Here is a 13,168-nt window from a genome sequence, read left to right on the forward strand (position 1 = left end):
ATAGATTAATGTAAAAATAGTTTACTATTATGTTTAAAATAAATATTAGAATTTAGAAAATATTTATCTGTATTATATTCTAATAGTCAGGAAAAAGAATAACAATTAAAGTAAGTGGATTAATTAAAATAAAGGAGATATTATGATTGGGAATATTGACTACAAATTTAAAAGAATAAATTTTCCAAAATTTAAAATTAAAAAAATAATAATTATAGTTATTGTGATGATAGGTGTAAGTATCTTATTTCCACATTTTATTAGAAGTACTTATATAGTAACTATTGCAAATAAACGAGTAATAAAACGTGATAATATCGATACTTATTTAATTTATACACAAACGGAAAATGGAAACATAAGGATATTTAAAAATACTAACAGTTTATTAGAATTTAAAATTCATTCTGAAGATTTGTATTGGGGAATTATAATTAATAGAAAATACGAGATTAAAGCATATGGCATAAGTATACCCATATTATCATATTATCAAAATATTATAAGTGTTAAAGGAGTAATCGCGGATACCCATTAAATTTTAAAATCTCTTGTTTAATAAGTTATTTATTTTACTATTTATATCTTCAACATTTACGGAATTTAAAATTTCATCATTTAGATTATATTTTTGTTTAAGACTCAATATCCGATATACACTTTCGTCTATTCTTTGACCAGATATATCGCCCTTTGATATTGAGTTTTTCATTGCATTAATTACGGTTACTTCATTATCATAACCGTGGCAAACTAGTACAATATCGGTTCCAGCCTTTACTGATTTAACAGCAGCTTCTCCAATATTATAATTTTTTACTATAGCACCCATAGTCATATCGTCAGTAATTATAACGCCATTAAAATTAAGATCACCTCTTAAAATATTAGTAATAATTATTTTAGACAATGAAGATGGATTTTCACTATCTATCTTAGGTAAAAGTATATGTGCAATCATTACTGCATCCGCATTATTTTTTATCGCTGCTATAAAAGGTATTAGTTCTAAACTCTTTAACCTTTTTAAATCATTATTTACAGAAGGTAATCCCAAATGAGAATCTATAGAGGTATCTCCATGTCCAGGAAAATGTTTCACTACAGATATAATATTTCCAGATTGAATTCCCTTCATAGTTTGAATTCCGAGGTTACTTACAATATTTACATCTTCTCCGAAAGACCTATTTCCTATAACTGGATTCTTTGAATTACTGTTAACATCAAGAACCGGTGCAAAGTCCATATTGAAACCAAAGGAACCTATCTCTAGCGCAATAGTACTACCTATTTTGTTAGATAACACAGTATCATTTATTTTTCCTATTGCTTTATTTGTTGGGAACTTTTTAAATTCTTTAGGCATTCTTGTTACTCTACCACCTTCTTCATCAACAGATAAAAATAGTGGGATTTTATTCTTTAGATTTTCACTTTTTAATGAATTTAGTAGATTAAGTAGTTGATTAGAATCTTGAACATTATTTGAGAATAATATAACCCCAGAAATTTTATATTTTTCTATGAGGCTTTTAGTATTCTCGTTTAAATCATAGCCCTCAATTCCGACAATAAGCATTTGTCCTATCTTTTCGTCTATAGTCATTTTTACTATTTGCTCTATGATTGGATCTATTGGTTTAGGATCAGGTTTTATTTCTGAACCTTGTGTGTTATTTTCTTGTGAATGGCCTTGTGCATCATCTATCTGTGATGAATTATTATTTATATTTTTATTGTTAACTTTACTAATTACATTACAACCAGACATAATTGATAAAATAAATAGTAACATAAGAACTAAATTGAATTTTTTTAACATTGATATGCCTCCTTCTTCTAACACTTACATTGTGTCCTGCTCCAATTATATAGAATTTTAATCTGAATTTCAATAATTAACATTAAGGATGGCAAGGTTGTTTAATTAATTTCTCGTTTGAGTCTATTTAAATGATATAATAGGAAGTAAAAAAGTATTGATAAAACACTATGATACAGAATTTGAATAATGGAGGTTTAATATGAAATTTTATTTCGCACCTATGGAAGGCTTGACTGGGTATGTTTATAGAAATGCCCATAATGCTTTTTTTAATAATATAGATAAATACTTTTCCCCTTTTATTGTTGCAAATCAAAGTGAAAGTTTTAAAACTAGAGAATTAAATGATATTTTGCCTGAGAACAACCAAGGATTAGTTTTAATTCCACAATTACTAACCAATAATGCAAAAGATTTTATCCATACTTCAAAGAAAATAAAAATGCTAGGATATAATGAGGTGAATTTAAATTTGGGATGTCCTTCTGGAACTGTAGTTTCAAAAAATAAAGGGTCTGGATTCCTTTCAAAACGAGAAGAACTTGATGTATTTTTAGATGAAATATTTTCCGAATCCATAACAAAAATATCAATCAAAACTAGAATAGGAAAAGAACAACCAGAAGAAATTTATGATTTAATAGAAATATTTAACAAGTACCCTATAGAAGAGCTTATTATTCATCCAAGGACTCAAAAAGATTTTTATAGAAATAAGCCTAATCTGAAAATTTTTAAGGAAGCGCTGATTTTAAGTAAAAATCCTGTTTGCTATAATGGTGATCTTTTTACAATAAAAGATCATGAGGAGTTTTTGACAGATTTCCCTAGTGTGGACACTTTAATGTTTGGCAGGGGATTATTAAGAAATCCTGGACTTATTAATGGCATTACAAATGAGAGTAAACTAGAAAAAAAACAACTAAAAGATTTTCATGATAAAATTTATGAAGATTATAAAAGAATGCTCTTTGGAGATAGGAATGTCTTGTTTAAAATGAAAGAATTGTGGTCTTATTTGATTCAAGGGTTTTCAAATAATGCAAAATATGCAAAAAAAATTAAGAAATCAGAAAGATTATATGATTATGATGAAGCTGTTTCAAGTTTATTTAGAGAACAGGACCTGGTGTAATAAAAGAGTTAACTTAAAGGAAATTGCAAGTCAGTATTTTAAATTTATTAAGGTTGCAGTAAATAAACCTGTGTATTCATGGGCGAAAAAATAGGACTGAAATAACCTTTCAGCCCTGCTTTTTATCAAATTTTAAATTTTGATGTTATTTCTTTTAATTTTTCAGCACTAACCTTATTACCACTAGTAGTATTTTTTATTTCTTCCATCTTGGTTACTATGTCAATGCTTTTATCTGAAATGCTAAATACGCCTTCTGCACCTTCACTAACAGTACCGGTTACTTGCTCTATTGCAATTGAAATTCCGTTTATTGAGTTATTCAAATGTTGTGCCGTTTCATCAAATTCTTTCATAAACTTATTAAAATTCTCTGCATCATCCATATATTCTTTTCCAGTACCCATAATTATTTCATAATTAAGTGAAACTTCTTCATCCATAAAATCTAACATTTTAGTAGAGCTTTTAGATAAGTTTTTTACTGAAGAATTTACATTTTTAACTACATTTTGAATATCAGCTGCTGTAGCTCCCGATTGCTCTGCAAGCTTTCTAACCTCATCTGCGACTACTGCAAAGCCTCTGCCTGCTTCTCCTGCCCTAGCAGCTTCTATAGCAGCATTTAGTGCTAATAAATTTGTTTGGCTTGTTATATGAAGTATTGAAGCTGCTAGACCATGTATTTCATCAACCGCTTTTGAACCCTCTATTGCAACTTCTAACTGATTCTTTATATCATTATAAACTTTGTCAGTATCCTTTTTAGACCCCTCAGTTCCCATGGTAATCCCAATTGCTTTTTTAACAATGCTCTGAGCTATATTGGTACCCTCGGAGGCTTTATCTACTATATTATTAACCATATTTTTCATCTCACCTGAAGAAGCAGAAATTTCCTGCGCTGTAGCTGCTGTCTCTTCCATTCCAGCTGATAGTGTTTCAGTTTCAGAAGAGCTTTCTTCTGCTTTTATTTTTAATATATCCGTAAGATTTTCAACAATATCAGTATTATTATTTATGTTTTCCGAAGTTTCAATTAAATCTTTTACAACATCTTTTAATGTTTTTCTCATATTAACTATATCTCTAAATATATTTCCAAACTCATCATTTCTTTTAATTAAATTATCAGTAATAGCATCATCACTTAAATCTAATTTGGAAGTTTTATCTACAAGTAAAGTTATTTGTATTAATGGACTTATTATAACATTTGATACAATTATACCAAGTAATATTGAAAATAAACCTACAAGCGAACCTATTGTATAGGTAAAAACAGAAGTTGTAGCAATGTTTAAAATTACTAATGCGCCAATAAGAATTGATATTTTTGTTTTAATTGACATCCCTTTTCTATTATTCTTTTCTTTTTTAAGCTTATTATGCACCATAATGCCCCCCTTAAATGTAATTATAGTTTTAAAATACCTATGTACCTATATTAACATATAATTCATGCTTTAATCATATAATATTGTATAATTTTAGAGTTTATTACAGTTGCAATATTTAGGTGTAGTAATATTTATTTAATAATAAGTTGATAAAATTTAATATAAAACTTATAATATATAATAGAAATATTCGAAATTATAGGGGGGGATGGAAGAAACCAGTTCTTTTAGACGTAAGAGTTTTAGCATAGATATTGAATAGGTGAATGGGGGATATAGATGAAAAAAATATGCTTGAATTGCTTTAAAGTTTATGGTTTCTCAAGGAGGATTCCTTGTGGCAATTGTGGTAGTAAATTGGTTAGTATTGATGATCTGTATATAGTAATTATAAAGATATTAAACCAGAAAGGTTATACAACAACTTATTGTTGTAGCGGTCATACATATGAGAAATTGCCACAAAGTTATATTTTATTTGGGGAGGGTATAAAATTACCATTTCTACCAGAAGGCTATGTAATTGATCATGAAGCACACACCATTCTTGAGACATTTAAAGATATAACTGAAATCAGAAGAGACTTTTATTCTAAGTCATATGAAAATGAGGTTGAACTACAAAAAGACATCTTAAAAAGTGTATTAGTAGTATTAGAATGGGCAGAAGCATTACCAATTCTAAAATAGAGGGTATGTTTATTTACTGCTTACAATTAAAGATACTATAAATCCTAATACAAAAATAGGCAAGTAGCAGAAAATTGATGCTTTCAAAAATATTAAAATTGAATTTCTAAATTGCCTTGAATATTTTATGTTAAAAATTGAACAACAAATGAAAGGAACTATACTGAAAATCAAAGCACATGAAAGACGTGACAACCATATATTTTGTGTGTGATAAGAGATAAAATACATAGAAATAGCACCAATAGTTATAGAGATACACAAAGATATAATAAGTATAATACAAAATAATATATTGTTTTTATATGCTTCAAAAATATCTTTAATTCTAATCACCCACTTTATTATATTCTACAAATATTATATATAAAAGTCAACAAAGATATACTAGCAACATTTTAAATATGAGCAGGGGTTACTTTAAATAGTACCTTTTTTTATGGAAATTTTTAAAAGATACTATATGGTAATTTTTAGGAATATAGAAGAAACGAATAATTACCTAATACATATTCTATGTATTAAATAGGTATATTAGATTAAAATAATATTATAGAAACATTTCAATATTCATCGGAGACCAAAGCAATTAAAAATATATTAAAAGAATTGGAATGTTAAGTATAAACCTTATTGTTATAGTAAAGACGTTGGTATTTGTTGGTGGAATATCTACAAGCTTTATCTTTTCAGTATAATTAAATAAAAACAATATTGTTTTTACTTGTTTAATATTCATAATTAATGTACAAGTAACTGTTGCAAAACTCTCATTTTTAATTTAATATGTTATTTAGTAATGAAAATAGTTACTATCATTATTAAATAAAATGTAAAGAGAGGTAATAAGAATGGCTTTTGTAAATATGAGTGAATTAGCCCTTACGGAATTTGAAAAATTTCTTAAGGAAAACAATGTAACTTCAGATCGAATAAGAATTAACTTAACAGGTAATGGCTGAAGTGGCCCTGTGTTTAATCTTGTTCTGGATGAACAAAAAGAAGACGACAATGTTGAGAAATTTGGAGATATTAAATTATTAGTAGCAAAGAGTGTTAATGATGAATTTGGAAATTTAGTAATAAAATGTGGTGAGGAAAATGGTTTAGACGGTTTTTCTATCGAACTAGAGAATAAAACAGATGGTGAATGTGCTAGTTGTAGTAGCTGTAGTTAAAAATTTAATTAGCGACTACATAATAGCAGGTAAATTTATGGAGAGCATTTCTGAATAATACAGAAATGCTCTTTTTAAATGATTTAACGGGGGTGTGCCTTAATGCTTTTTGTTAATAGTTCATTTTATTTTAGCATCAAAAGCTTTTGTTAAATTCGTATATGCACTGATGATTTCTATCTTTTAAATATCTGGTACGGATTTAATATTGGGGAATTCATACATTAAAACACTATATTTTTTATTTGTTAAAAGATCTTTCTCATCATACCATGACACCGCGTCTATTAAATAACTGTTACCATTGTTATCATATACATAGTTATTTACTAGAAGAACTTGATAAAATTTTAGAAAAAAGATATATAGATGAAAAAATGAAGGAATATGGGTTAAGCTAAATGATATTTATAATTCAATTGGGCGAACCCCTCTACATGTAAAGTAATTTGTACCCCAAACGCCTACTAATATTAATACAGATCCAATAAGGTGATATAATTTAAAACTCTCATGAAGAAGTACAACTCCAGCGATTATTGAAACAATAGTAGATAAGTTAGCAAAAATTGCAGATTTTGAAGCCGCGATTTTAGATAAAGTAAAGTTAATTAAAAAGAATGCAATTATAGAAGACAATATTCCTAAGTATGAAAGGGAGATTAGAAAACTTTTATTCTTTAAAGGTGAGAAATACTGGGTTAATGTGTTAGCTCTTAAATGATTATAAATAGAAACAAGATTGAAAAATACTGCGCCCATTGCCATCATGGCGTAAGTTAGCTCCATAGAGCTGAACTTTTTAGAGAACTTCCTTGACAGGATATTAAACACTGATGCAGAAAACACTGCTCCAAGTAATAGAAACACACCTAGTAAACTTCCAGAAGAGGTTGATCCATTCATAAGTACAATCAGTATTACTCCACTAACAGAGAGAAATATAAAACCACACTGTTTTATTGATGGAATTTCCTTTAGAATGTAAGCAGATAAAACGGTTACAAATATAGGAATAAGTGCAATCATTAGACCAGCTTGGGATGAGGAAGAATATTTAATCCCAAAGGTTTCAAACATGAAATAGATGATTGGTTGCGTTAATCCAAGAGCAAGCAGACTTTTTATGTTTTTGCCTTTATAATTTATTTTTATACCCCCGAAGATGATAAGAATGGACATGATTAAAAAGGCAGTAAGAAAGCGAAAAGATAGTAAGGTAAAAGGCTCTACGATGTTCAGCGCTTTTTTAGAAAATAAAAAACTTAAACCAAAGATTGATGATGTAAGTATTCCTGATAAAATTGGTAACATATCCATTTTGTGATTCATAGAATTACCTCCAGTTTATAACTATAAGCTTGTAGCAGGTATAGAATATTTTAATTAATCTGTACAGTAAAACCAGGAGCAATAACTATTCTCCTGGTTTTATTGTTATTTTACTTCTTTATCCTTATGTATTCCGGCTATTTCAATTAACTTTACTATGCCATATGCAATAAGTGCATAAACAATCATAGCTATAATAGTTGCAGGCTCTAAAACTGATTTGGTCTCTATACCCTTAGTTACTGCTGTTCTAAATATTTCGCTGAAGGGGGCAAGGAATGCTCCTGAAATTGTATATATAAGTGATACAAATGTGCTCCCAGGATTGGCCCCAAGAAGCTTGAAAATAAGTCTAAAGGCGAAAAAAATTTCAATAATACCCAGTATATAATACACTATTTTTCTGTACTTAAAATTATGCTCACTGGACTTGTAATTAGTGTTTTCTCCCATTTGATTTTCCTCCATTTAGTTTGATTTATTATTTATACATAATAGCAAGATTTGTTATATAGAACAAGTATAGACTTATTTTAGAGAAATACAAGCATTATTCGACTTAAAATTTAACAATATTATCTAACAAAGCTTAAATCTAAATAATGCTCTTACTTAATTTAAAGTTGTTAGGTTAGACGAAGTAAATTAAGTATATTGACTAAATAATATATTCAAAATATAATATATATATAATTGTCGAAAAAGGAGGGAAAAAAGTATGTCAGAAATTACAAAACAAGCTTTAGCACAATCACTAAAAAGTTTAATGAATACTACTCCTTTAGGTAAAATCACAATTAATGATATTGTTAAGGAATGTAAAGTAAATCGTCGTACATTCTATTATCACTTTCAAGATATTTATGCACTTTTAGAGTGGATTTTTAAAAATGAAGTTGGAAACGTAATGGAAGAAACTATAACCTATAAGACATGGCAACAGGGCTTTTTGAGGATGTTTTATTATTTGAGTGAAAACCGAAAAATGGTTCTAAATACTTATAATTCTATTGGTCGAGGCCAATTAGAAACTCACTTATATAGTGCAGTGTACAACCTGGTTTTAAATGTTGTAGATGAAATTACCTTAGGCAAAGAAGTGTCTGAAAAAGAAAAGGAATTTGTAGTAAATTTTTATAAGGTTGCGCTTGTTGGCTTATTGCTTGAATGGATAAGAAAAAATATGAAAGAAAATCCACAGCAAATTGTTGATAATCTCAATAAAATAATAATTGGAGATACCCATAAAGCACTATTAGAATTTAAAATACCAAAATAGTATTATATATATAAAAGCTATGAAATTAAGTTTTTAAACTCATATTTCATAGCTTTTTATTTTTAAGACTTAAATTAAGCCCTCTAAACTTGTATTGCACAATAATTTTTTGATGATTCCTTCAGCAGGTAGTGGTCTTCCACTATTCAATGCTTTAATTGCATTAGCAACGACACGTATATCGTATTGGCTAGCATATATTTCAGGTGGATTTTTTTCAAGTCCAAGTAAAGTATATACAGCCATAATAGCAGAACGAACTGAATATTCAACAGTAAATACACAATCATCTTTAACTTCTGCAAATTGACCTAAAAATGCAAGGTTTGAACTACCAGCAGGTACAACTTGTGGTCTATCTCCTTTTTCGCGAGGCATAAATTGACTTGTAATATAAGGCATGATAGAAGGAATTACTATACATGTTTCAATGTATTCATGCATATCTTTTTCATCAATTCCTAAATGATATAAAAGTTCTTGTAATAATTCACTACCAGTACAAGCACTCATTTTCTTTTTAATGAAATCACCTTCATTGTTAGGGAATAAAGCATATGCCCATATAACTATAACATCATCAGGTTGATTGGTAAATTGAGGTTGTCTATTAACAGTAACACTTAATAACCATTTTGAGTCTTTAACTGTTATTATTCCGCCTGTTGCAGTTTGATGTGGAGCAAACTCTCTTTCGGCAAATTTCTCCATAAGTTTTCTCATTTTAGGGCCTTTAGCAGTTATTGTATATGATTCCCATGTGGTTTTATCAATATCACTACAGAATACTTCTGGTTTTCCGAATGAAGCATCTTTTGTAGCTATTTTTTTCCATAGACTCCAGCATGCACCTTCGCTTCTATCGAGTACCGGTGCTTTATCCATATTTCCAAGTGTAGCATTTTCAGTCATAGATCCATTAGTAAAGAATACCAAATCATTTTCTGTAGTTTTAATAAGTTCTTCTTTTTTTCCATTACGAGTTAAATGAATTCCAGTAACTGTTTTTTTATCTGCAGTTATATCTATATCTAAATCAGTTACTTTTGTATTTAAATCAAATACTACTCCTTGTGACTCTAACGATTTTTTTAGTGGAAGAATCATTGAATCGTATTGATTATATTTAGTGAAAACTAATCCTTTCATTTTACTCATTCCTGGCATTAGATGCATAAAACGATGCATATAACGTTTCATTTCAACAAGAGCGTGCCAATTTTCAAATGCAAACATACTTCTCCAATATAACCAAAAATCAGTTTTTAAGAAGGAAGCATCGAAAAATTGTTCAACAGTAACGGCTCCTAAACAATCTTCTGTAGCAAGAAATAATTTAGTAAGTTGTTTAACATGATTTTCTGCTAGTCCAAGACTTGAAAAATCAAGTTTTTCTCCACGGTTAGCGATTGCACGACAGTTAGAGTAGTTAGGATCACTATCATTTAGTTTTTTAAATTCATCTAAAACAGTTCGTCCAGGTTCTTCTAATGATGGCACCTTCCCGAATAAATCCCACATACATTCATAATGCGCTTCCATTTCTCGTCCGCCAAGTGCAACATATCCATCTTTTGCATTTCCAGCACCGTCCATAGAGCCACCGAGAATATTTTTTTGTTCTAAAATAGTTATATTTTTACCGTCCATATGACCATCACGGATTAGGTATTCAGCAGCCGCAAGTGAAGCGATACCTCCGCCAATTAGATATGCTTTTTTATTTTCAATTCCTTCAGGTTTTAATGTTTTAATTCTCTCATAATTTACCATAATTAATCTATCTCCTTTTAATTTAAAAATTTGTGTTGGAGTGTCTATAGCAATAATATAATTTTTATCAAAGGCAGTAAATCATCAAAAGGGGTGGTTTGTGCAAATTTGCAACAAAGCCTTTGATTTGTGATAGCTAATCTTCAAAGTGAATTCACTCTAAGACACAAAATGTAAATTATCTATTGACAAGCAAAGGTTACGGCTGTAAACTATATTTAAGGTTACACGGGTAACCCAAGAGGGGGAATGAATATGAACACATTGGTTTCTAAAATAACAAATTCAGAAGTTGAAGTTATGCGAGTATTATGGGAAGCGGGCTATGAACTCCCAATGTCAGATATTAGACGAACACTGGAGAACACAAGTAAGTGGGAAACATCTACAATAAAAACATTACTTCGCAGACTGTGCGATAAGGGTGTAGTTTTAGCCACTAAAAAAGAGATGTTCTATTATAAGCCTTTAGTTAGTGAGGCAGAATACAACGAATATACTACACAAAATTTAATTAATAGGTTATATTCTGGCAGTGCAAAAAAACTTGTAGCATCTCTTTTGGGAAGTAAAAAACTTGATGATACTGACATCGAGGAACTACGAAATTTATTTAAGGTAGGTAATAGTGATGAATGAAACAGTTAAACTATTGCTATCACTTTCATTATCGGGCAGCGTTCTTGCGATATTGATATTTACATTGAAGCCATTTATTAAACACAAGCTTTCAAAGTCTATACAATACTACATTTGGATTGTGGTGCTCCTAAGGCTTACACTACCATTTTCTTTTGAAACAAGTATTATGAATGGATTGTTTTATGGTAACCAAATGCCAGTGATAGAAACTTCACAAGGTAAAGTTCAACCAGTTGGGGGGACAGCCCAAAATATATCTAATTCAAATACACTACCTAATGTTCAAGAAAATGTATCCAATAGTCTTTATAATAGTGAGGCTAAGCAGGATAGGAATTTCAAAGATTTATTTAACCAGTATAGTGTATACCTTTGGCTAATGGGCGTAATAATCGCACTTACTGTTAACTTAACAGGGTATGCTAAATTTTTAAAATATCTAAAACAGTCAAATATTTCAGCTACTAATAGAGAAAAAGAAATGTTGGTCACTTTACTTAAAGGACGAAACAAAGTGAGGCTTGTACGTAATCGATTTTTGAACACCCCAATGCTAATTGGAGTTATAAGACCTTGTATTATCATTCCAGACATTAATTTTAATGAAATTCAGCTTAAGAATATTTTGCTTCATGAAATTGTACATCTTAAACGTTTTGATATTGCAGTGAAATGGCTAATAATGATAGCAACATCAATCCACTGGTTTAACCCACTAATGCAATTTATTAAAAAGGATATTAATAATTCTTGCGAACTAGCTTGTGATGAAGCGGTAATCAAAAACCTTAGTCCATCAGAAAAACAAGATTATGGGGATACATTAATATCTGTTGTAGCACAGCATAAATATCCTACTGGTACATTACAGGTAACTATGTTAGACGAGAAAAAGGGCTTAAAAGAGAGGTTAGTAGCAATTATGAACCATAGTAAAAAATCAAAAAAGGTAATAATTCTCTCGGTGATTTTACTAGGATGTCTTATATTTGGTGCATTATATTTAGGAGCAGGAGTTGGGGCTGGGGAAAATACCCCTCATGATATATATATAAATGTAGAAGATCAAGAGGTAAAAGTAGCACTTATGGGTACTTATTCTTGGAAATATAGTGGTGAAACCATTCAGGCTGACTCAGATGATCCTAAAAATTTTGATTATAAATTAGATAACACTACTTTAATAAAACCAAGTCAAGAATTTGTTATTAGAACACAAAAATCAAAAAAAGATAAAGAATATGATTTTTCAATTGAAGAGATTTCCATATATAAAGATGGTAAGTCCATAGAGTTATACAAACCAGTACCATCATCCTTTGTAAATGGTGGGGATTTAGGTATGACTGCACCAAAAGATGCGGGTGAATATATTTATACGTTACGATTAAACTTTAAAGATAGAGGAACAGTTAGTTATGGGTTTGCTGTAAAAGTTGGTATGCCAGCATACGATTTAATTGGAATCTCAAAATATAAAACACCATATTTAGGGGATAACAGTAAGGTTTCTATTATAGTAAACGCTCTGCCTGTACCTTATAGCTATTTTAAGCAACAATATATATCAATGGTAACAGAAAAAAAACCATACAAACTTAATGTGTTTTATGAAGCAAGAAAACATACTTCACATAGCTTTGAGTGGCCAATTGTCGATCATGATAATGAGACTTATTCTAATATGAGCAGAAATGCATTGGTTTTATTTTGCATGATTGATAATCTTGATGAAGTAAACTTTGCATTTCGTGATTCACAGTCTGATGGAAAATTAGATAATTCAAAATATGATGACACATTTACATTTTCGCGGGCTTCTATTGAAAAACAATATGGTGATATTTCTGTGCTTGCGGGTAAGATAGATTTACTTCAAAATGCATTATCAAAGGGTTATTAGTAGAAAGA

General features: G+C 29.5%; 14 protein-coding genes. 8 read left to right on the plus strand and 6 right to left on the minus strand.

The window, feature by feature from the left end:
• Positions 1-142 precede the first annotated feature (142 nt).
• On the plus strand, positions 143-538 hold the full coding sequence (locus ACREWB_RS01120) for a DUF1523 family protein (protein WP_431545636.1): 396 nt from the start codon (positions 143-145) through the stop codon (positions 536-538).
• A gap of 3 nt (positions 539-541) precedes the next feature.
• On the opposite strand, the gene nagZ is transcribed toward ACREWB_RS01120, so the two are convergent.
• Complete coding sequence (nagZ, locus tag ACREWB_RS01125) at positions 542-1,825, minus strand: beta-N-acetylhexosaminidase (RefSeq protein WP_431545637.1); 1,284 nt, start codon at positions 1,823-1,825, stop codon at positions 542-544.
• Between the two features lie 202 nt (positions 1,826-2,027).
• On the opposite strand from nagZ, the gene ACREWB_RS01130 reads away from it, so the two are divergent.
• Positions 2,028-2,963 (plus strand): tRNA dihydrouridine synthase, encoded by a 936-nt coding sequence (locus ACREWB_RS01130; RefSeq protein WP_431545638.1) that lies wholly within the window; start codon positions 2,028-2,030, stop codon positions 2,961-2,963.
• A gap of 125 nt (positions 2,964-3,088) precedes the next feature.
• On the opposite strand, the gene ACREWB_RS01135 is transcribed toward ACREWB_RS01130, so the two are convergent.
• The gene (locus ACREWB_RS01135) at positions 3,089-4,360 is read right to left on the minus strand and encodes a methyl-accepting chemotaxis protein (protein ID WP_431545639.1); all 1,272 of its coding nucleotides are present in this window, start codon (positions 4,358-4,360) and stop codon (positions 3,089-3,091) included.
• Positions 4,361-4,642: 282 nt separating this feature from the next.
• Here ACREWB_RS01135 and ACREWB_RS01140 point away from each other — a divergent pair, with 282 nt between their 5' ends.
• Positions 4,643-5,053 (plus strand): hypothetical protein, encoded by a 411-nt coding sequence (locus ACREWB_RS01140; RefSeq protein ID WP_431545640.1) that lies wholly within the window; start codon positions 4,643-4,645, stop codon positions 5,051-5,053.
• A gap of 589 nt (positions 5,054-5,642) precedes the next feature.
• Here the strand turns inward: ACREWB_RS01140 and ACREWB_RS01145 are convergent.
• Positions 5,643-5,792, minus strand: coding sequence for a hypothetical protein (locus ACREWB_RS01145; protein ID WP_431545641.1), 150 nt, complete (start codon positions 5,790-5,792; stop codon positions 5,643-5,645).
• A gap of 112 nt (positions 5,793-5,904) precedes the next feature.
• Here ACREWB_RS01145 and ACREWB_RS21790 point away from each other — a divergent pair, with 112 nt between their 5' ends.
• A complete protein-coding gene (locus ACREWB_RS21790; protein ID WP_503417239.1) occupies positions 5,905-6,015 on the plus strand; it encodes an iron-sulfur cluster assembly accessory protein in 111 nt (36 codons plus the stop codon).
• A gap of 9 nt (positions 6,016-6,024) precedes the next feature.
• Positions 6,025-6,231 carry a hypothetical protein gene (locus ACREWB_RS01150; RefSeq protein WP_431545642.1) on the plus strand — a complete coding sequence of 69 codons (207 nt, stop codon included), beginning with the start codon at positions 6,025-6,027 and terminating at the stop codon, positions 6,229-6,231.
• A 408-nt stretch (positions 6,232-6,639) separates the two neighbouring features.
• On the opposite strand, the gene ACREWB_RS01155 is transcribed toward ACREWB_RS01150, so the two are convergent.
• Both ACREWB_RS01155 and ACREWB_RS01160 read right to left on the minus strand, forming a co-directional pair.
• On the minus strand, positions 6,640-7,563 hold the full coding sequence (locus ACREWB_RS01155) for a DMT family transporter (RefSeq protein WP_431545643.1): 924 nt from the start codon (positions 7,561-7,563) through the stop codon (positions 6,640-6,642).
• Positions 7,564-7,668: 105 nt separating this feature from the next.
• A complete protein-coding gene (locus tag ACREWB_RS01160; protein ID WP_431545644.1) occupies positions 7,669-8,016 on the minus strand; it encodes a YggT family protein in 348 nt (115 codons plus the stop codon).
• Positions 8,017-8,281: 265 nt separating this feature from the next.
• On the opposite strand from ACREWB_RS01160, the gene ACREWB_RS01165 reads away from it, so the two are divergent.
• Positions 8,282-8,842 (plus strand): TetR/AcrR family transcriptional regulator, encoded by a 561-nt coding sequence (locus ACREWB_RS01165; RefSeq protein ID WP_431545645.1) that lies wholly within the window; start codon positions 8,282-8,284, stop codon positions 8,840-8,842.
• Positions 8,843-8,911: 69 nt separating this feature from the next.
• Here the strand turns inward: ACREWB_RS01165 and ACREWB_RS01170 are convergent, their stop codons facing one another.
• Positions 8,912-10,615, minus strand: a complete 1,704-nt coding sequence (locus ACREWB_RS01170; protein ID WP_431545646.1) for an oleate hydratase — start codon at positions 10,613-10,615, stop codon at positions 8,912-8,914.
• 255 nt (positions 10,616-10,870) lie between these two features.
• Here ACREWB_RS01170 and ACREWB_RS01175 point away from each other — a divergent pair, with 255 nt between their 5' ends.
• Positions 10,871-11,254 (plus strand): BlaI/MecI/CopY family transcriptional regulator, encoded by a 384-nt coding sequence (locus ACREWB_RS01175; RefSeq protein WP_431545647.1) that lies wholly within the window; start codon positions 10,871-10,873, stop codon positions 11,252-11,254.
• On the plus strand, positions 11,247-13,160 hold the full coding sequence (locus ACREWB_RS01180; RefSeq protein WP_431545648.1) for a M56 family metallopeptidase: 1,914 nt from the start codon (positions 11,247-11,249) through the stop codon (positions 13,158-13,160). Before ACREWB_RS01175 ends, ACREWB_RS01180 begins: the two co-directional genes overlap by 8 nt.
• The last annotated feature ends 8 nt before the right edge of the window (positions 13,161-13,168 follow it).

This window comes from Clostridium sp., assembly GCF_050717635.1.
In the GTDB taxonomy this organism is placed as follows: Bacteria; Bacillota; Clostridia; order Clostridiales; family Clostridiaceae; genus Clostridium_AD.

Bases quoted from the DNA above. Each gene is read 5' to 3' on its own strand.
- ACREWB_RS21790 (WP_503417239.1), top strand. From the start codon at position 5,905: ATGGCTTTTGTAAATATGAGTGAATTAGCCCTTACGGAATTTGAAAAA.
- ACREWB_RS01180 (WP_431545648.1), top strand. From the start codon at position 11,247: ATGAATGAAACAGTTAAACTATTGCTATCACTTTCATTATCGGGCAGC.
- ACREWB_RS01130 (WP_431545638.1), top strand. From the start codon at position 2,028: ATGAAATTTTATTTCGCACCTATGGAAGGCTTGACTGGGTATGTTTAT.
- ACREWB_RS01120 (WP_431545636.1), top strand. From the start codon at position 143: ATGATTGGGAATATTGACTACAAATTTAAAAGAATAAATTTTCCAAAA.
- ACREWB_RS01140 (WP_431545640.1), top strand. From the start codon at position 4,643: ATGAAAAAAATATGCTTGAATTGCTTTAAAGTTTATGGTTTCTCAAGG.
- ACREWB_RS01165 (WP_431545645.1), top strand. From the start codon at position 8,282: ATGTCAGAAATTACAAAACAAGCTTTAGCACAATCACTAAAAAGTTTA.
- ACREWB_RS01160 (WP_431545644.1), bottom strand. From the start codon at position 8,016: ATGGGAGAAAACACTAATTACAAGTCCAGTGAGCATAATTTTAAGTAC.
- ACREWB_RS01170 (WP_431545646.1), bottom strand. From the start codon at position 10,615: ATGGTAAATTATGAGAGAATTAAAACATTAAAACCTGAAGGAATTGAA.
- ACREWB_RS01175 (WP_431545647.1), top strand. From the start codon at position 10,871: ATGAACACATTGGTTTCTAAAATAACAAATTCAGAAGTTGAAGTTATG.
- ACREWB_RS01145 (WP_431545641.1), bottom strand. From the start codon at position 5,792: ATGAATATTAAACAAGTAAAAACAATATTGTTTTTATTTAATTATACT.
- ACREWB_RS01155 (WP_431545643.1), bottom strand. From the start codon at position 7,563: ATGAATCACAAAATGGATATGTTACCAATTTTATCAGGAATACTTACA.
- ACREWB_RS01135 (WP_431545639.1), bottom strand. From the start codon at position 4,360: ATGGTGCATAATAAGCTTAAAAAAGAAAAGAATAATAGAAAAGGGATG.
- nagZ (WP_431545637.1), bottom strand. From the start codon at position 1,825: ATGTTAAAAAAATTCAATTTAGTTCTTATGTTACTATTTATTTTATCA.